This is a genomic window from Curvibacter sp. GW821-FHT09D12 (assembly GCF_059416245.1).
On record NZ_JBWKOU010000001.1, the window covers coordinates 16,238 to 42,204 of the forward strand.

Genomic DNA, 25,967 nt, shown 5'->3' on the forward strand with positions numbered 1-25,967 from the left:
CCCCCCCCCCCCCCCCCACAAACAAAACCCCCCCCCCCCAGATCTTAACCACTGTCTCGTGGGCTCGGAGATGTGGAGAAGAGACAGGGCCGATGGTCCCCGCCCCCGATCTTCTCCACTCCAGGCCCGTGGCGGCCTGGTCCGTCCAAGGAACCATCTTGTCCAAGTTGCCTACCCTCGATCTTGTCGAGGTCATCGAGCAATCGCCGCTGGGCTTTCGCCGGCTGGTGATCTTCTTCCTGATCTTTCTTTTCATCACCATCGAAGGCTTTGACACCGCCGCCATCGGCTTTCTGGTGCCTTCGATGGTCAAGGCCTTCCAACTGAGCAGCACCGAGGTGTCGGGTCTGTTTGCTGCCGGCATGGGGGGGCTGCTGCTCAGTTCCTTCGTGGGCGGCATGCTCTGCGATGTGTACGGCCGCAAGCGGGTCAGCGTGATCAGCGTGCTGATCTTTGGTGTGGCCTGCATTGGTGTCGCCATGTCCAAGGGCTACACCGAACTGATGCTGTGGCGCTTTGCCACCGGCGCCGGCATCGGCGCGGCGCTGCCTGCCTTGTCCACCTTGTGCGCCGAGCTGACACCGGCCCGCTCGCGCTCGACGATCCTGGCCATTGTTTTCAGTGGCTTTCTCACGGGCTCGGTGTTGGCTGGCCTGATCACCGGCGCCTACCTGCACCAGGTGGGTTGGGAGGGCATCATGCTCATTGGCGGGGTGGTGCCGATTGCCATGATCGTGCTGCTGGCCGCGTGGATGCCTGAGTCGCCGCGCTACATGGCCTTGCGTCCTCAACGCGCGGCAGGGGTGCCGGCGGCCATGGACAGGCTGTTCCCGGGGCGCGAGTTCAGCCGCACCGCCTTCGTCAGCCACGAGAACCCCCAGGCCGGCCCCAAAGCCCGGGTGACTGAATTGTTCCGGGGGCGCTTTGCGGCCGTCACGATGGCCCTGTGGGGCATGAATTTCACCGTGTTGCTGAGCTTCTACACGATTGCCAGCTGGCTGCCTTCGCTGTTGCACCTGGGGGGCATCGATCCGGCCCAGGCTTCGAAGCTGGCGTCCAGCTTTCAGATCGGCGCTTTGATCGGTTCGGTGAGCACGGCGCTGGCCCTGCGTCGGCTGCGCCCGGCGGTCTGGCTGGGGTCGGTGTTCGTCCTCGGTGGCTTGACCACCTGGTTGTTGACGGCCGCGGTGGGCACGACGTGGTTCATTCCGGTGACCTTGCTGAGCGGCTTTTGCGTGGCCGGCCCGGTGGTGGGCCTGCAGGCCGTGGCCGCTTCGGTCTACCCGACCTACATGCGGGGAGCCGGCGTGGGCTGGGCTGCCACCTTGTCTCGCGTGGGATCGTTGACGGGGGCCAGCATGGTGGGAATCATGATCAGCGGTGGTCTGGCCATGCCCGACATCTTCCGGCTGATGCTGGTGCCCATGCTGTTGGCAGCGGCTTGTGCCTGGTTTTTGCAGCGCGGCATGAGCGGGCCGGTGAACATGGCGGCTGGCGGCCATTGAGCTGAATCCCTGCCCGCAGCAGGGCTGACCAACGTGTCGGGCTTTCCGATAAACTGTATAAAAATACAGTTATTGGAGCCCTCATGGACGATTTCGACCCGCCCCCCATCGTGCCCAGGCCTGTGCAGGTGCTGAAGGGGCGGGGGGTGTCCAGTGCCGTGCCCCACCGCTTCAGCAAAGACCAGCGCGAGTGGCTGGATGATGGCTGGTCCGATCGTGAGGCGGGCGAACTTGAGGGCGCCCGGCCCGCCACCGAGGTCATCACCGAGACCGCACGCAGTGCCTTGAGCCGCAACGACTCCCCCGACATTGCGTTTGATCAGGCCATCAACCCCTATCGGGGGTGTGAGCACGGTTGCAGCTATTGCTATGCGCGGCCCACCCACAGCTACCTGGGGTATTCGCCCGGGCTGGACTTCGAGACCCGCATCGTGGCCAAGCACAACCTGCCCGAGCTGCTGGAGCAGGCCTTGTCCCGGTCCAGCTACCGGCCCCGCATGACCAACCTGGGCTCGGCCACCGATTGCTACCAGCCTGTGGAGCGCGAGCTGCGCCTGACGCGACGCGTGATCGAGGTCTTGCAGCGGCACCAGCACCCGTTCTCGCTGATCACCAAGGCCAGCCTGGTCGAGCGCGATCTGGATTTGCTGGCACCCATGGCACACCAGGGCCTGGTGGCGGTGTATGTGACCATCACCACCCTGGATGCCGAGCTGGCGCGCCGCCTGGAGCCCCGGGCCGCGTCACCGCAACGGCGCCTGCGCACGATCCGCACGCTGGCCGAGGCGGGCGTGCCCGTGGGCGTGAGTGTGGCGCCACAGATCCCCTTCCTCAACGAAGACATGGAGCAGGTGCTGACGGCCGCTGCTGAGGCCGGCGCGCGCTCGGCCTTCTACACCGTGCTGCGCCTGCCCTGGGAGTTGCGCGAGGTGTTCACCGAGTGGCTTCAGCTGCATTACCCGGATCGGGCCGCCCGCGTGCTGGCCCGCTTGCGCGACCACCGCGGCGGGCATGATTCGGCAGGTGATTTTTCAACCCGCATGAAGGGGCAGGGCCTGTGGGCTGATTTGCTGAGTCAGCGCTTTGCCCGCGCCTGCACCCGCCTGGGGCTGAACCGCGAGCGGGTAGAACTGGACTTGTCGCGCTTCATGCACCATCCCGAGCAGGCTGGGCGTCAGCCCGGTTTGTTTGACGATGAACCCGGGCCCCTGCCTCGCCGGGTGGCGGGAACCGTGCTCGATGTGTGCGCTGAGCGGACCGGCCATTGAGGGGCGTCGGCGCCTCAGCTCAACGGTAACGGTAGGCCACGCCCAGGTTGGCGGACAGGCTGTTCGGACGCTGCGTCAATGGGCTGGCACGGGCCGGGCCCCGCAACTGGGTTCCGCCCAGGCCCCCGTAAACCAGCCATTGGGAGGTCAGCGCGCTGGTGAAACTCAGGCCGATCGAGCGGCTGTAAAAGCCCGCCCCGGCCTGGTAGGCAGGCAGTGACGAGGCGCCGGTTGGCACGCCGTAGTGGCTGTTCATGTAGGTGCCATTCCCCCAACTGGTGCCTCCGCCAAGCACCAATCGGGTGCGTGGCGTGGCTTGCCAGGTGTAGCTGAGCGAGGTGTCGACCTGGCTGCCAGCGTCCCTCCCCAGCAGATCCTGGGTCAGGCCGGTGCCCACGGCCCAGCCATAGCCCAGTGCCAGGCCCAGGCCCAGTCGCCCCGTGATGGTGCGTCGCACATCGGGCAGGCCGCTCAGACGGGGATCGTCAGAGGCGCTGCGCCCGTTGTCAAAGCCCAGCGAGGCATTGAGCTGGAGGTCGCGCAGGCTCAGCAGGGTGGCGGTGGCGCCCGATCCGCCCATTTCGGCGCCATAGCCCAGCAAGGCGTTGGCCCCACCGGTGCTCAGCTTGAAGCGTCCGTATGACACCAGCCACACCGGGCTGATGCGATGCTGGCTGCCGGCTGCCCCTGAGTAGTTGGGGCTGCTTCGCAGGCCGGCGCCCAGCAGGTAGCTGAGGCGGGGTTCGGGCGGCTCAAAACCGACACCGGGGGTGCGGGCCTCGCCGGACAACACGGGGCCGCCTGGGGCCGATGCGACAGCTGGCGTTGGCGTTGCTGGCGTGGCGCCTGCTTCCGTGCCGGCGTTGGCCAGACGCAGGTCCAGGGCTTGGGGCAGGGCAGGGGCCACGGGCGGGGCGCCTGCCTCGGCCTGTGCCAATGCCAGTGTCGGCAGTAACCACAGGCCCGTCAGCAGGCCTGGCAGTGCCCCTGCCTGCCCGCAAACGGCGAGGCAGGGCCTCGGTGGGTAAGGGCTGAACGGTCGTTTTGAACGCATGAGACGCATTATGGAGGCCGATGCAGCCGGCCCCTGTGCCTTGCGTCAAACCCTGTGGTGCGGCAGAGCGCTCAGGCGCAAAGCGTGGCGGCGTGGTGACGCAGGTGGCTCTCGATCACGCTGCTCACGAAGTAGTAGCCGTGGTCATAGCCTTCGTGGCGGCGCAGCGCCAGGCCTTGGCCCACCTGGGCGCAGGCCGCCTCGAACAGGTGCGGGTGCAATTGCTCGGCCAGGAAGTTGTCGGCCAGACCCTGGTCGATCAGGATGTCCTGCGGCAGCAGCGGCGCGTTGCGGGCGCTCATCAGTTCGGTGGCGTCGTGGGCCGACCAGTGCTGGCGGTCTGGCCCCAGGTAGCCGGTGAAGGCCTTCTCGCCCCAGGGACAGCGGGTGGGGGCGCAGATGGGCGCCAGGGCCGACAGTGAGCGGAAGCGGCCTGGGTGGCGCAGCGCCAGGGTCAGGGCCCCATGCCCACCCATCGAATGGCCGGTGATGCCGACGCGTGTCACGTCCAGCCCTTGCAGGGTGCCCAGCAAGGGCAACAGCTCGTCGAGCAGGTAGCTTTCCATGCGCCAGTGGGTGGACCAGGGGGCCTGGGTGGCATCGAGGTAGAAGCCGGCGCCCACTCCGAAATCCCAGGCTTCGGCCTCACCCGGCACACCGGCGCCGCGCGGGCTGGTGTCGGGCGTGACCAGGGCCAGGCCCAGTTCGGCGGCCACGCGCTGGGCACCGGCCTTGATCATGAAGGTCTCTTCGGTGCAGGTCAGCCCGGCCAGGTACAGCAGCACCGGCACCGGGCCGGTCTCGGCCTGCGGGGGAAGGTAGACCGAAAAGCGCATCGGCAGACCGATGGTGCTGGAGGCGTGGCGGTGGAAGCGTTGCACGCCGCCAAAGCAGCGGTGCTGGCTGAGGGTTTCAAGCATCATGGCCGTTGCCGGTGTCAGTAGAGCACCACGCCGCGGATCGATTCGCCGCGCTTCATCAGGTCGAAGCCCTTGTTGATGTCTTCGAGCGGCATGGTGTGGGTGATCAGGGCGTCGATGTTGATCTTGCCCTCCATGTACCAGTCGACGATCTTGGGCACGTCGGTGCGGCCACGGGCGCCGCCGAAGGCCGAGCCTTCCCATTTGCGGCCGGTGACCAGTTGGAAGGGCCGGGTGCTGATTTCGGCGCCGGCCTCGGCCACGCCGATGATGATGCTGCGGCCCCAGCCCTTGTGGGTGCATTCCAGGGCCTGGCGCATGACCTGGGTGTTGCCGATGCATTCGAAGCTGTAGTCGGCACCGCCATCGGTCAACTGCACGATGGCGTCCACCACGTTTTCGACTTCCTTGGGGTTGATGAAGTGGGTCATGCCGAACTGGCGCGCCATTTCTTGGCGGGCCGGGTTGATGTCGACCCCGATGATCTTGTCGGCGCCCACCATCTTGGCGCCCTGGATCACGTTCAGGCCGATGCCGCCCAGGCCGAACACCACCACATTGGCGCCTGCCTCGACCTTGGCCGTGAAGATCACGGCACCGATCCCGGTGGTGACGCCGCACCCGATGTAGCAAACCTTGTCGAACGGTGCGTCTTCGCGGATCTTGGCCAGCGAGATCTCCGGGGCCACGGTGTAGTTGCTGAAGGTGCTGGTGCCCATGTAGTGGAAGATGGGCTGGCCGTCCAGGCTGAAGCGGCTGGTGGCGTCGGGCATCAGGCCCTTGCCCTGGGTGCCGCGGATCAACTGGCACAGGTTGGTCTTGCGCGACAGGCAGAACTTGCACTGGCGGCATTCCGGTGTGTAGAGCGGGATCACGTGGTCACCCTTTTTGAGGGTGGTCACGCCAGGGCCCACATCGACCACGATGCCGGCGCCCTCATGGCCCAGGATGGCCGGGAAGATGCCTTCGGGGTCGGCGCCCGACAAGGTGTAGTAGTCGGTGTGGCAGATGCCGGTGGCCTTGATCTCGACCAGCACTTCGCCAAACTTGGGGCCTTGCAGGTCGACGGTTTCGATGGTGAGGGGCTGGCCAGCTTGCCAGGCGACGGCGGCACGCGTTTTCATGGTGGGCTCCGGGGGTGTTCAGGAAAGAAGAGGTGTCTGGTGGCGCACTCTACCGAACTCGGCCGCTCTTGCGGGGGACGGGCTGGAAGTGCCGCACAATTTGGCCGCTGCCATCGCTAGATTGGCCGTCGGCCATTCAGCCCGGTCGATGGCTGCGCCGTGGCCTTGTCGTTACACGCTGTTTTCCTGCCCCCTTGTTGCCCATGTCCTCATTGCCTGCCTCCGCTCCGTTCACCGTGGACATCGTCGTCTACCCCGGCTTCAAGGCCCTGGAGGCGGTGGGGCCCTTGTCGGTCTTTGACTATGCCAATCTGCACCTGGCCCGGCGCGGCTTGGGACCGGGCTACCTGGTGTCGGTGGTGGCCGAGCAGACGGGCCTGGTGCGTTCGGACACCGTCATGGCCCTGGAGGCGACGCGCCAGGCCGGTGTCGGGCCGGTGCCTGACGTGGCCTTGATCGTGGGTTCCAGGCACATCGAGCAGGCCCTGCAGGCCTCACCCGGCCTGGTGGCCTGGGCGGCCCGCACGGCCCCGGAGGTCGGGCGCATGGTGGCCTTGTGTTCCGGGTGCTTTTTTCTGGCGGCGGCCGGGCTGCTCGATGGCCGGCCCGCGGCCACGCACTGGAGCGTGACCGAGTTGCTGCGCCAGCGATTTCCCCAGGTGCAGGTCGATCCGGATGCGATTTATGTGCGCAGCGGCAAGTTCTGGACGTCGGCCGGGGTGACGGCCGGCATCGATCTGGCCCTGGCCCTGGTCGAAGAGGACTTCGGCCATGCCCTGGCCCTGGAGGTGGCGCGTGATTTGGTGATGTACCTGAAGCGCCCCGGCGGGCAGTCGCAATTCAGCGTGCACCTGGCCAGCCAGGCCACGCGCCACCCCGGCATCCGCGAGGTGCAGGCCTGGGTGCTGTCGCACCTGGACCAGCCGATCAGCCTGGCGCTGCTGGCCTCGCAGGCGGCGATGAGCGAGCGCAACTTCCGCCGCGTGTTCGCGCAGGAGTGCGGGCAAAGCCCATCCGAATTCATCGAGACAGCCCGCCTGGAGGGGGCCCGGCGCTTGCTGGAGGAGGGCGCCGGTCTGCCCGTCAAGGCGGTGGCGGTGCGGGTGGGCTTCCAATCCGAGCAGGCGCTGCGGGCCTTGTTCATCCGTCGCTTGGGTGTGACCCCCCAGGCCTACCGCGAGCGCTTTGGCGAAGCCCCATGAAAAAAGCCCGCCGGGTGGCGGGCTTGGTCAGGCTTGAGGCCTTCAGGCACGGGCCACCGAGGTGGCCTGTGCCGGGGTCATCAACGTTGGCCCAGGGGCTGGACGTCGCGACGGGGCGAGCCGGTGAACAGCTGGCGCGGACGGCCGATCTTGTACTCGGGGTCGCCGATCATTTCGTTCAACTGGGCGATCCAGCCCACGGTGCGGGCCAGCGCGAAGATGGCGGTGAACAGGCTGACCGGGATGCCGATGGCACGTTGCACGATGCCCGAGTAGAAGTCGACGTTCGGGTACAGCTTGCGCGACACGAAGTAGTCGTCCGACAGGGCGATGCGTTCGAGTTCCTTGGCCAGCTTGAACAGCGGGTCGTTTTCCAGGCCCAGGGCTTCCAGCACTTCGTTGCAGGTTTCCTGCATCAGCTTGGCGCGCGGGTCGTAGTTCTTGTACACGCGGTGACCGAAGCCCATCAGGCGCACGCCCGAGTTCTTGTCCTTCACCTTTTCCATGAACTCACCGACCTTGGCCACACCGCCCATGGCCTGGATTTCTTCCAGCATGTTCAGGCAGGCTTCGTTGGCGCCACCGTGGGCAGGGCCCCACAGGCAGGCCACGCCAGCCGCGATGGCGGCGAACGGGTTGGTGCCCGACGAGCCGCACAGACGCACGGTCGAGGTGGAGGCGTTTTGCTCGTGGTCAGCGTGCAGGATGAAGATGCGGTCGAGCGCACGCTCGATCACCGGGTTCACCTTGTACTCTTCGCACGGGGTGGCGAACATCATGCGCAGGAAGTTGCCGGCGTACGACAGGTCGTTCTTCGGGTACATGAAGGGCTGGCCCACGCTGTACTTGTACGCCATGGCGACCAGGGTCGGCAGCTTGGCGATCAGGCGGATGGCAGCGATTTCGCGGTGCTCAGGGTTGTTGATGTCGGTGCTGTCGTGATAGAAGGCCGACAGACCACCCACCAGACCGGTCAGCACAGCCATCGGGTGGGCATCACGGCGGAAACCACGCAGGAAGAACTGCATCTGTTCGTTCACCATCGTGTGCTGGGTGACACGGTTGGTGAAGTCAGACTTTTGCGTGGCGTTCGGCAGTTCACCGTACAGCAGCAGGTGGCAGGTTTCCAGGAAGTCGCAGTTCACGGCCAACTGCTCGATGGGGTAGCCGCGGTACAGCAGTTCGCCCTTGTCGCCATCGATGTAGGTGATGGCCGACTGGCACGAGGCCGTCGACAGAAAGCCCGGGTCGTAGGTGAACATGCCGGTCTGGGCGTACAGCTTGCGGATGTCGATGACGTCCGGACCGATGTTGCCGTGGTAGACCGGCAGGTCAACGCTGGGGCTGCCGTTGCTGAACGACAGGGTGGCTTTATTGTCAGCTAGCTTCATATGCACTTTCCTAGAGTAATTTGCCCGTCTTGGGTGGGGGCTCTGCCAGGCCTTTGATGAGGCCTCAGGGGGTCAGCAGGGCCAGTACTGCACGCACTTCTTCAGTGTCCAATGTCTCGGCAAGCGGCTTGCGGCGCAGCAGCAGGTCGAGCAGATCGTTGTCTGCCAAGTCCATCAAGGCATACATGCCCCGGGCGTGGCCCACGGTGAGGTGAGCGCCGTGCCGGGTGAAGAACTTCTCGATGAACAGGTCGTTTTCCAGCAGGCCGCGGCGGCAGCGCCACTGCAGCTTGCTGTAGGCACGTTCACCCAAGGGCTCGTCGGCAGCCCGCAGGGCGAGCTCGCCGTCATCTCCGAGGTGACTGGGCAGATCAAGTGTCATGCCTGAACCATCAAACGGCCCGACGGACCATCAGTTCCTTGATCTTGCCAATCGCCTTGGTCGGGTTCAGGCCCTTGGGGCAGACGTCGACGCAGTTCATGATGGTGTGGCAGCGGAACAGGCGGTACGGATCTTCGAGGTTGTCCAGGCGCTCGGTGGTGGCTTCGTCGCGGCTGTCCGCAATGAAGCGATAGGCCTGCAGCAGACCGGCGGGGCCCACGAACTTGTCGGGGTTCCACCAGAAGCTGGGGCAGCTGGTCGAGCAGCTGGCGCACAGAATGCACTCGTACAGGCCGTTGAGCTCTTCGCGCTCTTCGGGCGACTGCAGGCGCTCTTTCTCGGGCGGCACGTTGTCGTTGATCAGGTAAGGCTTGATCGAGTTGTACTGCTTGAAGAACTGGGTCATGTCCACGATCAGGTCGCGGATGACCGGCAGGCCGGGCAGCGGCTTGAGCGTGATCACGCCCTTGAGCGTGTTCATGTTGGTCAGGCAGGCCAGACCATTCTTGCCGTTGATGTTCATGGCATCAGAGCCACAAACACCTTCGCGGCAGGAGCGGCGGAAGGCGATGCTGGGGTCTTGGGCCTTGAGCTTGATCAGGGCGTCCAGCAGCATGCGCTCGTGACCGTCGAGTTCGATCTCGATGGTCTGCATGTAGGGCTTGGCATCCTTGTCCGGATCGTAGCGGTAGATCTGAAAAGTACGTTTCGTCATATCGTGGGCTTTCGTGCGGGACGGATCAGAACGTGCGGACCTTGGGCGGCACGGATTCAACGGTGCGCGGCTTCAGGTTCACGGGCTTGTAGGTCAGGCTGTTGGAAGCGCTGTGCCACAGGGTGTGCTTCATCCAGTTGGCGTCGTCGCGGCCCAGCGGTGCCGTGGGGTGATCGGCCGGGTGTTCGTAGTCGTCCACGGTGTGGGCGCCACGGCATTCACGGCGGGCAGCAGCCGAGACCATGGTGGCCTGGGCGGCTTCGATCAGGTTGTCGACTTCCAGCGCTTCGATGCGCGCGGTGTTGAACACCTTGGAGTTGTCGGAAAGACCCACGCTCTTGGCGCGTTCGCGCAGTTCGGCGATCTTGACCACGCCTTCATCCATGCTCGCCTGGGTGCGGAACACGCCGGCGTGCTGCTGCATGGCAGCGCGGATGTCGTTGGCCACGTCCTGGGCGTATTCGCCGCTCTTGGCGTTGTCCAGGCGGTTCAGGCGCTCCAGCGTGTAATCGGCCGCATCGGCCGGCAGCGGCTTGTGCGACTTGGTGCGGCTGGCGAACTCGACGATGTGGTTGCCGGCCGCGCGGCCGAACACCAGCAGGTCAAGCAGCGAGTTGGTGCCCAGGCGGTTGGCGCCGTGCACCGACACGCAGGAGCATTCACCCACGGCATACAGGCCATTGACGACCTGGTTGTGAACATCACCGTTCTGAACCACGACCTGACCATTGACGTTGGTCGAGATACCGCCCATCTGATAGTGGATGGTGGGCACGACCGGGATCGGCTCGCGGGTGATGTCGACGTTGGCAAAGTTCACGCCGATTTCGTACACCGAGGGCAGGCGCTTGTGGATGGTCTCGGCACCCAGGTGGTCCAGCTTCAGCAGGATGTAGTCCTTGTTGGGACCGCAGCCACGGCCTTCCTTGATTTCCTGGTCCATCGAGCGCGACACGAAGTCACGCGGGGCCAGATCCTTCAGGGTCGGCGCATAGCGTTCCATGAAGCGTTCGCCATTGCTGTTGAGCAGAATCGCGCCTTCGCCACGGCAACCTTCGGTCAGCAGCACGCCGGCACCGGCCACGCCGGTGGGGTGGAACTGCCAGAACTCCATGTCTTGCAGCGCGATGCCTGCACGGGCAGCCATGCCCAGGCCGTCACCGGTGTTGATGAAGGCGTTGGTGGAGGCTGCGAAGATGCGGCCGGCACCGCCGGTGGCCAGCAGCACGGTCTTGGCGTGCAGCACATGCAGGTCGCCGGTTTCCATTTCGAGGGCGGTCACGCCGACCACGTCGCCTTCGGCGTCGCGGATCAGGTCCAGGGCCATCCACTCGACGAAGAAGCTGGTCTTGGCCTTGACGTTCTGCTGGTACAGCGTGTGCAGCATCGCGTGACCCGTGCGGTCAGCGGCTGCGCAGGCACGTTGCACCGGCTTTTCGCCGTAGTTGGCGGTGTGGCCGCCAAAGGGGCGCTGATAGATGGTGCCGTCTGGGTTGCGGTCGAAAGGCATGCCCATGTGCTCAAGGTCATAAACCACCTTGGGCGCTTCCTGGCACATGAACTCGATCGCATCCTGGTCGCCGAGCCAGTCGGAGCCCTTGATGGTGTCGTAGAAGTGATAGTGCCAGTTGTCTTCGGACATGTTGCCCAGCGAGGCGCCAATGCCGCCTTGAGCCGCCACGGTGTGCGAGCGGGTCGGGAACACTTTGGACAGAACGGCCACATTCAGGCCTGCACGGGCCAGTTGCAGCGATGCGCGCATGCCGGAGCCGCCGGCCCCCACGATGACGACGTCAAACTTGCGGGTGGTGATGCCAGATTTCGAGTAAGTCATTTTTTACAGTCTCCACAGGATTTGAATCGCCCAACCAGCGCAGCTGACGAGCCAGACAATGGAGAAGATTTGCAGGGTGAGACGGAGACCGACGGGCTTGACGTAGTCCATGAAGATGTCACGCACGCCAATCCAGACGTGGTAGAGCAGGGCGATGATGACCGAGAAGGTCAGGGCCTTCATCCACTGGGCCGAGAAGATGCCGGCCCACTTGTCGTAGCCGATGGGGCCGGAGCCCAGAAGCACCTGAGCCAGCACGATGATCGTGAACAGGGCCATCAGGCCGCCGGTGATGCGCTGGGCCAGCCAGTCGCGCAGACCATAGTGAGCACCGACGACGATGCGCTTGGAGCCGTAGTTGACGGACATGGGTTGTTGCTCCTGTGTAATCAGTAGAGGCCGAACAGCTTGGCACCCAGCACCAGGGTCAGGCCAATGCTCAGGGTGAGGGTCACGAGGGCGGAGCTCTTGCCGAACTCTTTGCTCACGGCGTGGTTCACATCCATGTAGAGGTGACGCAGGCCGGCGATGAAGTGGTGCAGGTAGGCCCAGATGAGGGCCAGAGCCACCAGCTTGATGAACACGCCCGGAACAAAACCAAGGCCGCTGTTGAAAGCGGCCTTGAACTTCGAAAACGAAATTTCGGAGGAGACGGAAGCGTCAAACATCCAGATGATGAAAGGCATCAGCAAGAACATGATGACGCCACTGGCGCGGTGAAGAATCGACACCCAACCGGCCGGAGGCAGGCGGTAGGTGGTCAGGTCCTTGAAGGCGTTGATGTTGCGGAACTCTGGCCGCTTTTTTGCGAGTTCGGACATTGGATGTGCTTTCGTGGATGTAACTGCTCTGTAATTTCGTAAATGCGATCGACCCAAAATTCTATTGCAATGCAGCAATGGGGGGCTTGGGTCGGTGCCTATTTTCGACGTTTCTCATCAAGTTGGTGCCGCTTCTTTCTTTAGTTGAGTTCGTTCCTGTAGTGATGGGTATCAGTTCGGTAAAGACCGCGCCGCAGTTCCATGGGGGCGTTGTTGTAGGTGTAGGCCACGCGTTCCACGCTCAGCAGCGGGGTTTGAGGGCTGATCTGCAGCAGGCTGGCCTGTGTTTCGTCGGGCAGCACGGCCTTGATTTTTTCTTCGGCGCGCACCATGCGCACGCCAAATTCGAGCTCGAACATCGCGTAAGTGGCCCCATGAAACTGAGCCATTTGCTCGGCTGTCAGGCCCTTGAAAGCCTGGCCCGGCAGCCACAGGTCTTCCAGGATGGTGGGGACACCACCAAAGGCGAGGATCCTGCGGACCTGCAGCACGGCGTCACCGCTGCGCAGGGCCAGGGGGCGGGCCACTTCGGCGCTGGCCCGGGCCCGGCGGCACTCGATGATGGTGCGCTGTGCAGGGCCTTCGGCGGCGATGTCACCCACATCGGGCTTGAGTTTCAGGAAGCGGTATTGAACATGCTGTTCGGCGTGGGTCGCCACGAAGGTGCCCTTGCCCTGGCGTCGCACCACCAGGTTGTCGGCTGCCAGTTCGTCGATGGCCTTGCGCACCGTGCCTTGGCTCACGCGGTAACGTGCAGCCAAGTCCATCTCGCTGGGGATGGACTCGCCGGGTTTCCAGTCGCCCGCCTGGAGGCTTTGCAGGATCAGACCTTTGATCTGTTGGTACAGTGGACTGAAGGCGGGGGTGACCATGCCGCCGGCGTCCGGGGAACTGGCGTCGGATGGGCTCAGTGAGGGCGGTGGCATCGTGGTGTCGGGTGGCATCGGGCTGGGCGAGGTCCGCGTTATTTTTCAACGTGGCGCGGGCTCGCATCATATCTTATATAAGACATAAGACAAATTGACCGAGGTGCTGTAACGAGAGTACACTCTTGTGCTGTTTCGCAGGCTCGGACGCTAGTTCCTGGGACAGGTCCAGCACTGTGGCGACACCCGTTTTACACAACCTCCTGGAGTTCCTCATGAGCAAAAAGCCCGTCCGTGTTGCCGTTACCGGCGCCGCAGGCCAAATTGGTTACGCCCTGCTGTTCCGCATCGCCTCCGGCGAAATGCTGGGCAAGGACCAGCCGGTGATCCTGCAATTGCTGGAAATCCCCGATGAAAAGGCCCAGAACGCGCTCAAGGGCGTGATCATGGAACTGGAAGACTGCGCCTTCCCGCTGCTGGCCGGCATTGAAGCCCACAGCGATCCGATGACCGCCTTCAAGGACACCGACTACGCCCTGCTGGTGGGTTCGCGTCCGCGTGGCCCGGGCATGGAACGTGCCGAGCTGCTGGCCGTCAACGGCGCCATCTTCATTGGCCAGGGCAAGGCCCTGAACGCCGTGGCTTCGCGCAACGTCAAGGTGCTCGTGGTCGGCAACCCCGCCAACACCAACGCTTACATCGCCATGAAGTCGGCCCCGGATCTGCCGGCCAAGAACTTCACTGCCATGCTGCGCCTGGACCACAACCGCGCTGCCTCGCAACTGGCTGCCAAGACTGGCAAGGCCGTGTCGGACATCGAAAAGTTGGCCGTTTGGGGCAACCACTCGCCCACCATGTACGCCGACTACCGCTTCGCCACCATCGGTGGTGAGTCGGTCAAGGCCATGATCAACGACGAAACCTGGAACCGCGAAACCTTCCTGCCGACCGTGGGCAAGCGTGGTGCCGCCATCATCGCCGCCCGTGGCCTGTCGTCGGCAGCCTCGGCTGCCAACGCTGCCATCGACCACATGCGCGACTGGGCCCTGGGCACCAACGGCAAGTGGGTCACCATGGGCATCCCGTCGGATGGCTCTTACGGCATCCCCAAGGACGTCATGTTCGGCTTCCCGGTCACCACCGAAAACGGTGAGTACAAGATCGTTCAAGGTCTGGATGTCGACGCCTTCTCGCAAGAATGCATCGACAAGACCCTGAAGGAATTGACCGACGAGCAAGCCGGCGTGGCCCACCTGCTCTGATCGGACTGCAATCCGTGAAGAAGCATCCGCGCGACGTCTTGCTGGAAGCCCAGGCCCAACGGGGCCTGTTGCCGGTCTGTGACCATTACAGCGGCGTTGAGCTGCGGATGCGCAAAAGCCTGCAGCTGCAGGCTGAAATGACCGCGCGCCTGGGCACCTGTGTCTTCGATGTCACCCTTGACTGCGAAGACGGTGCTCCGGCTGGTGGTGAGGCGGAACATGCTGCGCTGGTGGCCGAGCTGGCGCTGGGCGCCGCGCCCGGGGCCCGCGTGGCAGCCCGGGTCCACCCGGTCGATCACCCCTCTTTTGACGCTGACGTGCAGACCATCGTGGGTCGAGCCGGAGCCCGCCTGTGCCATGTGATGGTGCCCAAGGTGGAAACCGTGCAGGACGTCGAGCGAGCGACCCGTGCCCTGGCGGCCGCGGGTCACCCTGATCTTCCGCTGCAGGTGCTGATCGAGTCGCCTGCAGCCGTCCACCGCGCCTTCGACATTGCTGCCTGTGCCCAGGTGCAATCGCTCAGCTTCGGCCTGATGGACTTTGTTTCCGCCCACGCCGGTGCCATACCCTCTGCGGGCATGGGTGCTGCGGGGCAGTTCACCCATCCGCTGGTGGTGCGTGCCAAGCTCGAGATCGCCTCGGCCGCCCATGCTCACGGCAAAGTCCCCTCGCACTGCGTGGTCACCGAATTCAGCGACATGGCGGTGATGCGCGCGGCGGCCCAGAAGGCCTCGCGTGAATTTGGCTATGCCCGCATGTGGAGCATTCACCCTTCTCAGATCCAGCCCATTCTCGAGGCCTTTTCGCCCGACGAGCGGGAGATCGAGACCGCAACGCGCATCATCCTGGCGGCTGAGGCGGCTGATTGGGCCCCGATCAGCCACGCCTCCCAATTGCATGATCGCGCGAGTTACCGTTATTTCTGGCAAGTGCTGGAGCGCGCCCACCAGACGGGTTGCGCCCTGCCTGCCGAGGCGCAGGCGTATTTCGCGCCTAGCCATCTTTGACCCACCCCGGGAGTTACAAGCATGAAACATCTGATCGCCGCAGCCCTGATCCTGGGCGCCAGCACCCTGGCCCTGGCCCAGAACCCGACGGCTGACGCGGCCCACAAGGCCCACAGCGAGAAGAAGGCCAAGGCCAAGCCCAGCGTCAGCCGCACCGAAATCAAGAGCACCGCCAAGAACATGGCGGCGGGTGTGGAGGCCGCCGAGGCCGCCCTGTCGCCCGAGGAACTGGCGCTGGCCGACCGCGTGCACACCGGTCGCATTCCCTGCGAACTGGGCGCCTACGTGACCGTCACGGCTGACGAGAAGGCACTGGGCTACTTCAGTGTGGTGGGCAAGGGCTTCAAGTACCGCATGTCGCCTGTGGCCAGCCGCACTGGCGCTCTGCGCCTGGAAGACGAGAAGGCTGGCGCCGTGTGGATCCAGATCGCCAACAAATCGATGCTGATGAACCAGAAGCTGGGCCAACGCCTGGCCGACGAATGCATGAGCCCCGAACAGGCCATTGTGGCCGACAGCCTGCGCAAGAACCCGGCCCCAAGCCTGCTTGATGCCCCGGCCACTGCACTGGCCAAGTAAACCTCAGATTTTCAAAAACCGCCCCACTATCCCCTTAGTGAACTGACAGGAGAACAACATGTTGCAAGCCTACCGCCAACACGCTGCCGAACGCGCAGCCCTGGGCATTCCTCCCCTGCCGCTGGATGCCAAGCAAGTGGCCGAGCTGATCGAACTGATCAAAAACCCGCCCGCGGGTGAAGATGCCTTCCTGCTCGATCTGCTGACCCACCGCGTGCCCCCGGGCGTTGACGATGCCGCCAAGGTCAAAGCCAGCTTTCTGGCAGCCGTGGCCCATGGCGACATCGCTGTCGGCCTGATCTCCAAGGCCAAGGCCACCGAGTTGCTGGGCACCATGGTGGGTGGCTACAACGTGCACCCCCTGATCGAACTGCTGGACGACGCTGAAGTGGCTGCTGTGGCTGCCGAAGGCCTCAAGAAAACCCTGCTGATGTTCGACTTCTTCAACGACGTGGCCGAGAAGGCCAAGGCCGGCAATGCCAAGGCCAAGGAAGTGGTGCAGAGCTGGGCGGACGCCGAGTGGTTCACCACCCGCCCCGAAGTCGAGAAGAAGATCACCGTCACCGTGTTCAAGGTGCCCGGCGAAACCAACACCGACGACCTGTCGCCCGCCCCGGACGCCTGGAGTCGTCCGGACATCCCGCTGCACTACCTGGCCATGCTGAAGAACACCCGTCCCGACGCGGCCTTCAAGCCCGAGGAAGACGGCAAGCGCGGTCCGATGCAGTTCATTGAAGACCTGAAGAAAAAGGGCAACCTGGTGGCCTACGTGGGCGACGTGGTGGGCACCGGCTCCAGCCGCAAGTCGGCCACCAACAGCGTGATCTGGGCCACGGGCCAAGACATCCCCTTCGTGCCCAACAAGCGCTTTGGCGGTGTGACCCTGGGTGGCAAGATCGCCCCCATCTTCTTCAACACCCAAGAAGACTCGGGTTCGCTGCCGATCGAAGTGGATGTGTCCAAGCTCGAAATGGGCGACGTGGTCGACATCCTGCCGTACGAAGGCAAGATCGTGAAGAACGGCGAAACCGTCTCTGAGTTCAAGCTCAAGAGCGATGTGCTGTTTGATGAAGTGCGCGCCGGCGGCCGCATCAACCTGATCATCGGCCGCTCGCTGACGGCCAAGGCCCGCGAATTCCTGGGCCTGGGCGCTTCCACCCTGTTCCGTCTGCCGCAGGCCCCTGCTGCCACCAACGCTGGCTTCACGCTGGCCCAGAAGATGGTCGGTCGCGCAGTCGGTCTGGCTGAAGGTCAAGGCGTGCGCCCTGGCACCTACTGCGAACCCCGGATGACCACCGTGGGCTCGCAAGATACCACCGGCCCCATGACCCGTGACGAGCTGAAGGATCTGGCTTGCCTGGGCTTCTCGGCTGACCTGGTGATGCAGTCCTTCTGCCACACGGCCGCCTATCCGAAGCCGGTCGACGTCAAGACCCACCGCGAACTGCCGGCCTTCATCAGCAGCCGCGGCGGCGTGGCCCTGCGTCCGGGCGACGGCGTGATCCACAGCTGGCTGAACCGCCTGCTGCTGCCTGACACCGTCGGTACCGGTGGCGACTCGCACACCCGTTTCCCAATCGGTATCTCGTTCCCCGCCGGTTCCGGCCTGGTGGCCTTCGGTGCCGCCACCGGCGTGATGCCCCTGGACATGCCTGAGTCGGTGCTGGTCCGCTTCAAGGGCCAGATGCAACCCGGCGTCACCCTGCGTGACCTGGTGCATGCGATCCCGCTGTACGCCATCAAGGCCGGTCTGCTGACCGTGGCCAAGGCCGGCAAGAAGAACGTGTTCTCGGGCCGCATCCTCGAAATCGAAGGCCTGCCGGATCTGAAGGTCGAGCAAGCGTTCGAACTGTCTGACGCCTCGGCCGAACGCTCGGCAGCGGGTTGCACCATCAAGCTCAACCCCGAGCCGGTCAAGGAATACCTCACCAGCAACGTGGTGCTGATGAAGAACATGATCGCCGACGGCTACGCTGATGCCCGCACCCTGCAGCGCCGCATCGAGAAGGTCGAAGCCTGGCTGGCCCAGCCCAACCTGCTCGAAGCCGACAAGGACGCCGAGTACGCCGCCGTCATCGAGATCGACCTGGCCGACATCAAGGAGCCGATCGTCTGCTGCCCGAACGACCCGGATGACGCCAAGTTCCTGTCCGAAGTGGCCGGCACCAAGATCGATGAGTCCTTCATCGGTTCGTGCATGACCAACATCGGTCACTTCCGCGCGGCAGCCAAGCTGCTGGGCGGCCAGCGCGACATCCCGGTCAAGCTGTGGGTTGCCCCGCCGACCAAGATGGACCAGAGCGAGCTGATCAAGGAAGGCCATTACGCCGCCTTCGGCACCGCCGGTGCCCGCACCGAAATGCCGGGCTGCTCGCTGTGCATGGGCAACCAAGCCCAGGTGCGCGAAGGTGCGACCGTCATCTCGACCAGCACCCGCAACTTCCCGAACCGCCTGGGCAAGAACACCAATGTGTTCCTGGGCTCGGCCGAACTGGCCGCCATTGCCTCCAAGCTGGGCAAGCTGCCCACCGTGGCCGAGTACCACGAAGCCATGGGCATCGTGAACAAGGACGGCGCCTCGATCTACAAGTACCTCAACTTCAACCAGATCGAAGAGTACGCAGAAGTGGCCAAGGGCGTGACCGCCTGAGGACCCCGGGCCTGAAAAGGCCCGTTTTCAGCCCTGGTGCTGAAACGTCTGTCAAAAAAAGCCCCGCTGGCGTGAGTCTGCGGGGCTTTTTGCTGATGTCTGCCTATGCCCCAGGTTGTCTGCAGGGGGCAATGGGGATGATCAGTGCAGCAGGTCTGCAGGCACGTTGCCCCCGTTGGCCGCCAGCTTTTGCAGCACCGTCTTGTGCAGCCAGATGTTCATGGCGGCAGAGTCCTCCATCTTTTCGCTCGGGCAGCCCAGCTCGGTGGCCAGGGCCTTGCGTGTGGCCAGGCTGCTGTCCAGGCCCAACAGCTTCATCAGGTCGACGATGGAGACCTTCCAGTTGAGCTTTTCAGCGTGGCTGGCGGCCAGTGCTTCGAGTTGACCCAGGACATCGACCACGCTGATGGCCGCGGGGGCGTCTGCCGGTGCCGCTGCCGTGGGGGCGCTGGGCGCTTGCTCGGCGGCGGCGACGGCCTGTTCGCCAAAACCCAGTTTGGAAAGAATGCTGCTGAAAAAGCCCATGGGGAACTCCCGGTGTTGAATGAACCCCGGTTGTAACTGCGCTGTGTGACGGCATGGTCGATGGGCAAGGCCCAAAGTGTGACAAAAACCTCCGATGAGGCGGTCGCGAAGGCTCAGGCCGCGACCAGGCTGACGGCCACCCCGCTCAAGACCGAATTGCCTGACAAAGGATCGCGTCTTTGTTCATCCAACAAGGCGTTCAGGTTGACCCCAGGGCGCTCAGCCGCCAGGTTCAGGCGCGCCCCAGGCTGATCGTGCCCCCAGCCGTGCGGCAGGCTGACCACGCCGGGCATCATGGCGGCGCTGAGCTGAATGGGCACAAGCAGGGTGTTGGCCGGCTGGTCACTGCGGCTCAGGCGGGCCTGGCTGCCATCTTGCAGGCCCAGGCGTTGGGCATCGTTGGGGTGGACCAGCAGGGTGCAGCGTTCTGGCCCCTTGGCCAGGATGGGCAGGTTGTGCATCCAGCTGTTGTTCGACCGCACATCGCGCCGGCCGATCAGGGTGAGGGCTGGGGCCGGTTCGCTCAGGGCGATGGCGGCACGCTGCAGGTCTTGCATCAGCGCCGGTGGCGTCAGGTCGATGCGGCCGTCGGGTGTGCGCAGCAGCTCAGGCAGGCGGGGCTGCAGCTCACCCAGGTCCAGGCCAGCCGGAGCGGCCTGCACCTGTTCCAGACTCAGCCGGTAAGGGCCGGCGCGCAGGGCTAGGTCAAGCAGGCGGTCCGGGCCCTGAAGATGGCCACTGGCGGCTCGGGCGGCTTCGGCCAGCTCGGCGGGCAGGCGCTTCAATTCATCGGCAAAGTACGCGTCGTCCAGCTTCTGGCTGTCCTGCGGGCCTTGCTCGCCCTGGGCGATGGCCGCCAGCCTCAGCAGGCTTTGCCATTCGGCAGGTTGCTCAGCGGGGCGCTGGAAGATAGGCGCGCTGTAGCGCGCATGGTTGCGCCACGAGAGCTGGGGAAAGGGCACGTCGTAATGCAGGTCTTCCAGCGGCGACGGCGCGGGCAGGATCACATCGGCATGGCGCGTGGTCTCGTTGAGGTAGATGTCCAGGCTGACCATGAAGTCGAGCTGACCCAGGGCCTTGGTCAGGCGTTCGCCGTTGGGCGAGGACAGCGCGGGGTTGGTGGCAATGGTGATCAAGGCCCGCACAGCCCCTTCGCCCGGGGTGTCGATCTCTTCGGCCAGGCAACTGATGGGCAGCTCGCCCATCACTTCAGGTGCGGCGCTGACTCGGCTGCTGAAGCGACCCAGCTTGACCCCACGGCCCTGTCCGGCAGGGCCTGCCGTGTTGGCGGCAAAGGCGGCCGCCTTGGGGAACATCGATCCACCGACCTGATCAAGGTGTCCGGTGAGCAGGTTCAGCAGGTCGAGCAGCCAGGTGGACAGGCTGCCGAAATCCTGGGTGCAGGTGCCGATGCGGCCGTACAGCACGGCGCGGGGGGTGGTGGCCAGTTCGGTCGCCAGACGGACAATGGTCTGTGCGGGCAGCCCACAACGTTCGGCCACCCGCTCTGGGGTAAAGCCCGCCACGGCTTGCCGAAGTTCGTCCCACGGTCTGATCAGGCCTTCGACCGCCCCGGGCCGCGCCAGGCCCGACTCGAACACGGTGTGCAGCATGCCCAAGAGCAGATAGACGTCGGCGCCCGGGCGGATGAAGTGGTGTTCATCAGCCAATGCGGCGGTTTCGCTGCGGCGCGGGTCGATGACGATGAGCTTGCCGCCGCGTGCCTGCAATGCCTTGGCCTTGCCGCGGAAGTCGGGCACGGTCCACATGCTGCCGTTGCTGGCCACCGGGTTGGCGCCCAGCACCAGCAGCCAGTCGGTGCGGGTGATGTCGGGCACGGGCACACTCATCCACTGCCCGTACATCAGTCCGCTGACCACATGGCGAGGCATCTGGTCGAGGGTTGCGGCGCTGAAGATGTTGCGCGTGCCCAGGGCCTTGAGCAGACGGGGGTAGTAAAGCATCAGCCCGATCTTGTGAGCGCTGGGGTTGCCGGCCACCGCGGCCACGCTGTGGCGCCCATGCTGCGCTTGCACGGCCTGCAGGCGGCGTTCGATCTCGGTGTAGGCCTCCTCCCAACTGGCCGGTTCGAAGCGTCCGTTGCGTTTGATCAATGGCTGACGCAAGCGGTCGGGGTCTTCGTGCAGGTCTTTCAGCGCGGCGCCCTTGGGGCAGATGTAGCCCTGGCTGAACACATCGTCGGCCTGGCCGCTGATGCGGGTCACACGGCCCTCGCTGACCTTGATTTCCAGGCCGCAGCAGGCCTCGCACAGTGGGCAGATGCGGTGGTGGGTGGTGGTGATCGGGGTGGGCGGGCTTGTCTCTGTCATGGTGTGCGCTCGGTGGGCTCTTGATCGGGGTCATGCTGCCGCAGCCCCGGCGTCGGCGCGATCACACCCGCGACAGGCCCTGTTCAAGCGCCCTTGCGGGCCGGGGCCTCCTGGTGCCGTGAGGCTGTCGCCAGCTTGTCACATTCGTCCACAGCTTCTGTGGACAACTTTGTGGGTGAGTGCATGAACAAGCCGCCAAAGCCTTGACTGGCGCGGCTTTCAACAGGCTGCTTACTGTTTGAGCAGGGTTAACCCTGTGTTGAAAAGTGCGAATTTTGCTACCGAAACAGGAGCAAAAAAGGCCTGCGAAGCAGGCCTTTCCGGTCGTTTGGCGGGTGGATCTGTGCTAGGCCTGCTGGCCTGTCATGCCACCGCTTCGGGCTCAAACACCCGGGCCAGCAAGGCACCCGCGAAGCGGGCCTCCAGCGGGATCCAGACCTTGATCGGGTTGCCCTGGGCCACATCGACGGGCTGACCGTCGCTGTTGCGCATCTCGGCGAGCTTGACCTTGTGGTTGCCACTGGGGTGGATCACCTCCAGGGTGTCCCCCACGGCGAAGCGGTTTTTGGTTTCCACTTCCACCCAGCCATCGGCCGCACCACGCACCTCACCCACAAACTGGCTGCGGTGGGCCACCGAATGGCCGGTTTCGTAGTTCTGGTAATCGTTGGCCGGGCGTCGGTCCAGCAGACCGGTGGTGTAGCCCCGGTTGGCCAGGCCCTCCAGATCGGTGATCAATGCCGGGTTGAAGGGGCGGCCCGCCACGGCGTCGTCAATCGCACGGCGGTAGGCCTGGGCGGTACGGGCCACGTAATAGAGGGATTTGGTGCGGCCCTCGATCTTCAATGAGTCGACGCCGATCTGGGCCAGCCGCTCCACGTACTCGATGGCGCGCAGGTCTTTCGAGTTGAGGATGTAAGTGCCGTGTTCGTCTTCCATGACCGGCATCAGCTCACCTGGGCGGCCCAGCTCCTCGATCAGGTAGACCTGGTCTGCTGCGGGGTGGCGTTGCTGGTTGCCGCAGGTGCTGGTGAACTGGGCATCGGCCTCGTCGCGGGCCTGCTCGAAGCTGAAGCCCTTGTCCAGTGGCTGGGCCAGGGCTTCGCCGGTGTTGGCGTCGATGGCGGCTGACTGGGTCTTGTACTCCCAGCGGCAGGCATTGGTGCAGGTGCCTTGGTTGGGGTCGCGCCGGTTGAAGTAGCCCGACAGCAGGCAGCGGCCCGAGTAGGCGATGCACAGGGCGCCGTGCACGAAGACCTCGATCTCCATGTCCGGGCATTCCTGGCGGATCTTCTCGATCTCGTCCAGGCTCAGTTCACGCGACAGAATGATGCGGGTCACGCCCATCTTCTGCCAGAACTTGACCGTGGCCCAGTTGGTGGTGTTGGCCTGCACCGAGAGGTGGATCTCGGTCTCGGGCCATTTTTCTTTCACCATCATGATCAGGCCCGGGTCGGCCATGATCAGGGCGTCGGGGCGGCATTCGATCACCGGTTCGATGTCGCGCAGGTAGGTGCGCACTTTGTCGTTGTGGGCAATCAGATTGCTGGTGACGAAGAACTTTTTGCCCCGCGCGTGGGCTTCGCCAATGCCTTGGGCAATCTGCTCCAGGCGGAACTCGTTGTTGCGTGCGCGCAGCGAGTAGCGGGGTTGCCCGGCATAGACGGCATCGGCGCCAAAGTCATAGGCGGCGCGCATCTTTTCGAGGGAACCGGCCGGCAGCAGCAGTTCGGGGGCTTTGAGGGTCATGGTGGGGTGTCCTGAGGGGGGCCGGCTGGCTTCGCCAACCTGTGTCGTGCGACGGGCGCCGACCGCACAGGCGGCAGACGGGGGCTGTCTGCCGCTGGGCAAAAAAGGGGGTACGGTCCAGACACGTGGCCTTGACAGCACCGGCTGGAGCGGATTTTAAGGGCTGAGCGCGATTCAGCTTTCGGTCCGGTTCAAGAGCGCTTCAAGGCTGGGGGCACTCAGCATGTGTTGCGACCACTGATCAAGCTGATGGCGGGTGGCCTCGCTCAGGCGTCGCTCGGCCCAGGGCGGCAAGTGGTCAAAACGCTGCTCCAGCACCCGGCGTAGCATGAGGCTGATACCCTCTTCTCGGCCTTTCTCTCGACCCTCGTCACGCCCCTCCTGAAAGCCCGCTTGGCGACCTGCCTTGAGGCCATCCTTGTGGGCCTGTTTGAAAATGCGCTCCAGGGTATCTTCAAGCATGGGGGCTCCTTCAAAGAGGTTGGGGATGGCGGCCAGATCGGGCTCGGCAGTTTCGGGCATTTTGCGACGGATCAGGCGGCGAAACCAGAGGTCCAGGGTGCGCCGAAGTGCTTTTTGCTCGGGGGCTTGCAGCACTCTTCCAGCCGCGAGGATCAGTCGGATGATGTCATCTGAGGCGGTGCTGCGTTCAAGTTTGAACAGAGCTTCGACCATGTTGTGGATGTCATGGGAGGGGGACAGTTGCAGCCGGGCCTCGTCGATCAGGTGGTACATGAGTCTGGGGCGGAACCGGGCCAGGCCGGGCAGGCTGGGGGCAAAGCAGTGGCCCGCATCGGTGGGTGCCCGCCAGGGCTGTGCGCCGTTGTAAAGCACCAAGGGGATCAGTGCGGGCAATCGACCATCCTCCAACTGCCTTTCCTTGATCAGGTGCTGCGCCAGCAGGCCCACGTAGACCATCATGCGTACGGCCATCCACGGGTCATCTTGGCTCTGGAACTCCAGCAGCAGGTAGACCCAGACCCAGCGTGGCCCCACTTGCAGCCGCCACACCATGTCGTCGTGGCGTTGCTTGTCCGATTCGCTGACATAGCTCGCATTGACACGTTCTAACGTTTCGAAGCGCGCGGCCTGCAGCCAGGGCCCGGGGACGAAGCCGGTGAGCAGGTCGCGCACCATGTCGGGGTGGGAGAACAGTTGCTTGTAGCCGCTGTCGTGGGCAGTGTCTGAGGCCATGGCGGGCCATCGTGAGGCCCTTTGCCCCGCATGCAGCCGGCGCACCGCCGGACTGGCGGTGCGGGCGGACAAAGGGGCAGCCCTGGCGGGCTCGTCGCCTCAGTCCTTGGGTCGGAATGTGATGATCAGACTTGATGGTGGGGCTCGCCCTTCATCAAGGGGCAGCACCTCGGTCTTGTCGATGGCCTTGAGCACAGCGTCGTCCCAGGCCGCCACACCGCTGGATTTGCTCAGCTTGCGGCCCACGATGGTGCCGTCCGGGGCAAGTCGCACCTCCACCTCGGCCACCGGGTTGTTCGGCAGGTCGTCGGTGAAGACGATTCGGGGCTTGACGGCAGCCTTGACGCGCCCGCCATAGCTGGCAGACGGCCCGGAGGAGCGCAGTGCGGTGCCCGTGGCACTGGCGCCGCCGCTGGCACCGGCCATGCCGGCCATGCGTTTGAGGTTGTCGGCGCGCTGGGCTTCCAGGCGCTTGGCATCGGCGGCTTCAGCGTCTTTCTTGCGCTTGGCGTCGGCTTCGGTCGCTCGGCGTTTGTCGGCCTCGGCCTCCTGCTTCTTGCGCTCCTGGTCTTTCTCTCGTTGCTGTTGTTCCTGGCGCTTCTTTTCAGCGGCTTTCTCAGCGGCCTTCTCGGCGGCTTTGTCGGCCTCGCGCTTTTGCTGCAGGGCTTTTTCTTTGTCCAGCTTTTCCTGCTTCTCGCGCTCTTTCTTTTCTTGCGCTTTTTTCTCAAGTTCGCGCTGGTGCTCGCGTTCTTTCTTCTCAAGTTCCTTGCGCTTGCGTTCTTTTTCGAGGGCGATCTGGGCGTCCTTGAGCGATTCGTCCGGGGCCGGCGGCGGCTTGACCTCCGGCGCTGGCGGCGGGGCGGGGCGGGGCTTGACGATCTCCTCGGGCGGAGCCGGTGGAGGAGGAGGGGGGGGCGGCGGTTCGACGGCGCGCGGGGCGGCCTCTTGCGGCACGGCAGACCACAGCTCGGCCTCGGCCACCGTGTCCTCGGCGTTGCGCTTCCACTGCACGCTGAAGGTCAGGCCGGCCACCAGCAAGGCATGGGCCAGCAGCGCCAAGGCCACAGCGCGGCCCATGCCGCGCTGTGGCGGCGGCGCGAATTCGTTGCGTTCGGAGAGGGCGTGCGTCATGAAGCTCGGGGGCCTGGGTCAGGGGGCCAGTTGCACCGACAGGCCCACGCGCTTGACGCCGGCGCGCTGCAGGGCGTCCATCACCTTCACCACCGACTCGTACTTGACGTTGCGGTCGGCGCTGATCACGACCGGGTTGTTGTCATCGCCCTCCTGGGCCTGGCGCACGGCGGCCACCAGACCGGCCTGGTTGATGGCCTGGGTTTCTTCGGGCTTGCCGGGGCGGCGCAGTTCCAGCTTTTCGTCCTTGCCGATCACCACCTGCACCACGCGGTCAGGCTGTTTGGCGGCCTTGCCCACGCTGGGCAGGTCGATGTTGCTGGGCGTGATCAGCGGGGCGGTGACCATGAAGATGATCAGCAGCACCAGCATCACGTCGATGAAGGGCACCATGTTGATCTCGTTGATGGTGCGGCGGCCGCGGCCGCGTGAAACCATGGCGGGCATCGTGGGGTCTC

At 64.7% G+C, this 25,967-nt stretch carries 23 protein-coding genes; 7 read left to right on the forward strand and 16 right to left on the reverse strand.

Annotation, left to right across the window (positions count from 1 at the left end; translation table 11 throughout):
* The first annotated feature begins 158 nt into the window (after positions 1-158).
* Complete coding sequence (locus AC07PT_RS00085) at positions 159-1,505, forward strand: MFS transporter (protein WP_492348731.1); 1,347 nt, start codon at positions 159-161, stop codon at positions 1,503-1,505.
* Positions 1,506-1,588: 83 nt separating this feature from the next.
* Positions 1,589-2,773, forward strand: coding sequence for a PA0069 family radical SAM protein (locus AC07PT_RS00090; protein WP_494655427.1), 1,185 nt, complete (start codon positions 1,589-1,591; stop codon positions 2,771-2,773).
* 19 nt (positions 2,774-2,792) lie between these two features.
* Here the strand turns inward: AC07PT_RS00090 and AC07PT_RS00095 are convergent, their stop codons facing one another.
* The 3 genes from AC07PT_RS00095 to AC07PT_RS00105 all read right to left on the reverse strand — a co-directional run bounded on the left by AC07PT_RS00095 (position 2,793) and on the right by AC07PT_RS00105 (position 5,871).
* Positions 2,793-3,680 carry a MipA/OmpV family protein gene (locus AC07PT_RS00095; RefSeq protein ID WP_492348733.1) on the reverse strand — a complete coding sequence of 296 codons (888 nt, stop codon included), beginning with the start codon at positions 3,678-3,680 and terminating at the stop codon, positions 2,793-2,795.
* Between the two features lie 218 nt (positions 3,681-3,898).
* Positions 3,899-4,750, reverse strand: coding sequence for an S-formylglutathione hydrolase (gene fghA / locus AC07PT_RS00100; protein WP_494655428.1), 852 nt, complete (start codon positions 4,748-4,750; stop codon positions 3,899-3,901).
* A 14-nt stretch (positions 4,751-4,764) separates the two neighbouring features.
* Positions 4,765-5,871, reverse strand: a complete 1,107-nt coding sequence (locus AC07PT_RS00105; RefSeq protein ID WP_494655429.1) for an S-(hydroxymethyl)glutathione dehydrogenase/class III alcohol dehydrogenase — start codon at positions 5,869-5,871, stop codon at positions 4,765-4,767.
* Positions 5,872-6,074: 203 nt separating this feature from the next.
* Between AC07PT_RS00105 and AC07PT_RS00110 the strand changes: the two genes are divergently transcribed.
* Positions 6,075-7,073, forward strand: coding sequence for a GlxA family transcriptional regulator (locus AC07PT_RS00110; protein ID WP_492348736.1), 999 nt, complete (start codon positions 6,075-6,077; stop codon positions 7,071-7,073).
* Positions 7,074-7,153: 80 nt separating this feature from the next.
* Here AC07PT_RS00110 and AC07PT_RS00115 read toward each other — a convergent pair whose 3' ends face one another.
* The 7 genes from AC07PT_RS00115 to AC07PT_RS00145 all read right to left on the reverse strand — a co-directional run bounded on the left by AC07PT_RS00115 (position 7,154) and on the right by AC07PT_RS00145 (position 13,142).
* Positions 7,154-8,464, reverse strand: coding sequence for a citrate synthase (locus AC07PT_RS00115; protein ID WP_492348737.1), 1,311 nt, complete (start codon positions 8,462-8,464; stop codon positions 7,154-7,156).
* A gap of 64 nt (positions 8,465-8,528) precedes the next feature.
* The gene (locus AC07PT_RS00120; RefSeq protein WP_494655430.1) at positions 8,529-8,846 is read right to left on the reverse strand and encodes a succinate dehydrogenase assembly factor 2; all 318 of its coding nucleotides are present in this window, start codon (positions 8,844-8,846) and stop codon (positions 8,529-8,531) included.
* A 10-nt stretch (positions 8,847-8,856) separates the two neighbouring features.
* Positions 8,857-9,561, reverse strand: coding sequence for a succinate dehydrogenase iron-sulfur subunit (locus AC07PT_RS00125; protein ID WP_019574360.1), 705 nt, complete (start codon positions 9,559-9,561; stop codon positions 8,857-8,859).
* Between the two features lie 25 nt (positions 9,562-9,586).
* Positions 9,587-11,395, reverse strand: a complete 1,809-nt coding sequence (gene sdhA / locus AC07PT_RS00130; protein ID WP_494655431.1) for a succinate dehydrogenase flavoprotein subunit — start codon at positions 11,393-11,395, stop codon at positions 9,587-9,589.
* Between the two features lie 3 nt (positions 11,396-11,398).
* Positions 11,399-11,764 (reverse strand): succinate dehydrogenase, hydrophobic membrane anchor protein, encoded by a 366-nt coding sequence (gene sdhD / locus AC07PT_RS00135; protein WP_492348740.1) that lies wholly within the window; start codon positions 11,762-11,764, stop codon positions 11,399-11,401.
* A gap of 20 nt (positions 11,765-11,784) precedes the next feature.
* Positions 11,785-12,216 carry a succinate dehydrogenase, cytochrome b556 subunit gene (sdhC, locus tag AC07PT_RS00140; protein WP_492348741.1) on the reverse strand — a complete coding sequence of 144 codons (432 nt, stop codon included), beginning with the start codon at positions 12,214-12,216 and terminating at the stop codon, positions 11,785-11,787.
* 140 nt (positions 12,217-12,356) lie between these two features.
* A complete protein-coding gene (locus AC07PT_RS00145) occupies positions 12,357-13,142 on the reverse strand; it encodes a GntR family transcriptional regulator (RefSeq protein WP_492348742.1) in 786 nt (261 codons plus the stop codon).
* A gap of 215 nt (positions 13,143-13,357) precedes the next feature.
* On the opposite strand from AC07PT_RS00145, the gene AC07PT_RS00150 reads away from it, so the two are divergent.
* The 4 genes from AC07PT_RS00150 to acnB are packed head-to-tail and all read left to right on the forward strand — an operon-like array spanning position 13,358 to position 18,580.
* Positions 13,358-14,344 (forward strand): malate dehydrogenase, encoded by a 987-nt coding sequence (locus tag AC07PT_RS00150; RefSeq protein WP_492348743.1) that lies wholly within the window; start codon positions 13,358-13,360, stop codon positions 14,342-14,344.
* A 14-nt stretch (positions 14,345-14,358) separates the two neighbouring features.
* Entirely contained in the window at positions 14,359-15,351 is a 993-nt protein-coding gene (locus AC07PT_RS00155) for an HpcH/HpaI aldolase/citrate lyase family protein (RefSeq protein ID WP_494655432.1), read from the forward strand.
* A 21-nt stretch (positions 15,352-15,372) separates the two neighbouring features.
* On the forward strand, positions 15,373-15,930 hold the full coding sequence (locus AC07PT_RS00160; protein ID WP_494655433.1) for a hypothetical protein: 558 nt from the start codon (positions 15,373-15,375) through the stop codon (positions 15,928-15,930).
* A gap of 58 nt (positions 15,931-15,988) precedes the next feature.
* Positions 15,989-18,580, forward strand: coding sequence for a bifunctional aconitate hydratase 2/2-methylisocitrate dehydratase (gene acnB / locus AC07PT_RS00165; RefSeq protein ID WP_492348746.1), 2,592 nt, complete (start codon positions 15,989-15,991; stop codon positions 18,578-18,580).
* A 141-nt stretch (positions 18,581-18,721) separates the two neighbouring features.
* On the opposite strand, the gene AC07PT_RS00170 is transcribed toward acnB, so the two are convergent.
* The 6 genes from AC07PT_RS00170 to tolR all read right to left on the reverse strand — a co-directional run bounded on the left by AC07PT_RS00170 (position 18,722) and on the right by tolR (position 25,956).
* Entirely contained in the window at positions 18,722-19,105 is a 384-nt protein-coding gene (locus AC07PT_RS00170; RefSeq protein ID WP_494655434.1) for a DUF3597 domain-containing protein, read from the reverse strand.
* 113 nt (positions 19,106-19,218) lie between these two features.
* Complete coding sequence (locus AC07PT_RS00175) at positions 19,219-21,435, reverse strand: molybdopterin-dependent oxidoreductase (RefSeq protein ID WP_494655435.1); 2,217 nt, start codon at positions 21,433-21,435, stop codon at positions 19,219-19,221.
* Positions 21,436-21,798: 363 nt separating this feature from the next.
* The gene (gene trhP, locus AC07PT_RS00180; protein ID WP_492348749.1) at positions 21,799-23,184 is read right to left on the reverse strand and encodes a prephenate-dependent tRNA uridine(34) hydroxylase TrhP; all 1,386 of its coding nucleotides are present in this window, start codon (positions 23,182-23,184) and stop codon (positions 21,799-21,801) included.
* 174 nt (positions 23,185-23,358) lie between these two features.
* Positions 23,359-24,378 (reverse strand): Rpn family recombination-promoting nuclease/putative transposase, encoded by a 1,020-nt coding sequence (locus tag AC07PT_RS00185; RefSeq protein WP_494655436.1) that lies wholly within the window; start codon positions 24,376-24,378, stop codon positions 23,359-23,361.
* A 99-nt stretch (positions 24,379-24,477) separates the two neighbouring features.
* Positions 24,478-25,509 (reverse strand): cell envelope integrity protein TolA, encoded by a 1,032-nt coding sequence (tolA, locus tag AC07PT_RS00190; RefSeq protein ID WP_494655437.1) that lies wholly within the window; start codon positions 25,507-25,509, stop codon positions 24,478-24,480.
* Between the two features lie 18 nt (positions 25,510-25,527).
* Positions 25,528-25,956 (reverse strand): protein TolR, encoded by a 429-nt coding sequence (tolR, locus tag AC07PT_RS00195; RefSeq protein WP_492348752.1) that lies wholly within the window; start codon positions 25,954-25,956, stop codon positions 25,528-25,530.
* Positions 25,957-25,967 lie beyond the last annotated feature (11 nt).

Bases quoted from the DNA above. Each gene is read 5' to 3' on its own strand.
- AC07PT_RS00090 (WP_494655427.1), top strand. From the start codon at position 1,589: ATGGACGATTTCGACCCGCCCCCCATCGTGCCCAGGCCTGTGCAGGTG.
- fghA (WP_494655428.1), bottom strand. From the start codon at position 4,750: ATGATGCTTGAAACCCTCAGCCAGCACCGCTGCTTTGGCGGCGTGCAA.
- AC07PT_RS00105 (WP_494655429.1), bottom strand. From the start codon at position 5,871: ATGAAAACGCGTGCCGCCGTCGCCTGGCAAGCTGGCCAGCCCCTCACC.
- AC07PT_RS00110 (WP_492348736.1), top strand. From the start codon at position 6,075: ATGTCCTCATTGCCTGCCTCCGCTCCGTTCACCGTGGACATCGTCGTC.
- AC07PT_RS00115 (WP_492348737.1), bottom strand. From the start codon at position 8,464: ATGAAGCTAGCTGACAATAAAGCCACCCTGTCGTTCAGCAACGGCAGC.
- AC07PT_RS00120 (WP_494655430.1), bottom strand. From the start codon at position 8,846: ATGACACTTGATCTGCCCAGTCACCTCGGAGATGACGGCGAGCTCGCC.
- AC07PT_RS00125 (WP_019574360.1), bottom strand. From the start codon at position 9,561: ATGACGAAACGTACTTTTCAGATCTACCGCTACGATCCGGACAAGGAT.
- sdhA (WP_494655431.1), bottom strand. From the start codon at position 11,395: ATGACTTACTCGAAATCTGGCATCACCACCCGCAAGTTTGACGTCGTC.
- sdhD (WP_492348740.1), bottom strand. From the start codon at position 11,764: ATGTCCGTCAACTACGGCTCCAAGCGCATCGTCGTCGGTGCTCACTAT.
- sdhC (WP_492348741.1), bottom strand. From the start codon at position 12,216: ATGTCCGAACTCGCAAAAAAGCGGCCAGAGTTCCGCAACATCAACGCC.
- AC07PT_RS00145 (WP_492348742.1), bottom strand. From the start codon at position 13,142: ATGCCACCGCCCTCACTGAGCCCATCCGACGCCAGTTCCCCGGACGCC.
- AC07PT_RS00150 (WP_492348743.1), top strand. From the start codon at position 13,358: ATGAGCAAAAAGCCCGTCCGTGTTGCCGTTACCGGCGCCGCAGGCCAA.
- AC07PT_RS00160 (WP_494655433.1), top strand. From the start codon at position 15,373: ATGAAACATCTGATCGCCGCAGCCCTGATCCTGGGCGCCAGCACCCTG.
- acnB (WP_492348746.1), top strand. From the start codon at position 15,989: ATGTTGCAAGCCTACCGCCAACACGCTGCCGAACGCGCAGCCCTGGGC.
- AC07PT_RS00170 (WP_494655434.1), bottom strand. From the start codon at position 19,105: ATGGGCTTTTTCAGCAGCATTCTTTCCAAACTGGGTTTTGGCGAACAG.
- AC07PT_RS00175 (WP_494655435.1), bottom strand. From the start codon at position 21,435: ATGACAGAGACAAGCCCGCCCACCCCGATCACCACCACCCACCACCGC.
- trhP (WP_492348749.1), bottom strand. From the start codon at position 23,184: ATGACCCTCAAAGCCCCCGAACTGCTGCTGCCGGCCGGTTCCCTCGAA.
- AC07PT_RS00185 (WP_494655436.1), bottom strand. From the start codon at position 24,378: ATGGCCTCAGACACTGCCCACGACAGCGGCTACAAGCAACTGTTCTCC.
- tolA (WP_494655437.1), bottom strand. From the start codon at position 25,509: ATGACGCACGCCCTCTCCGAACGCAACGAATTCGCGCCGCCGCCACAG.
- tolR (WP_492348752.1), bottom strand. From the start codon at position 25,956: ATGCCCGCCATGGTTTCACGCGGCCGCGGCCGCCGCACCATCAACGAG.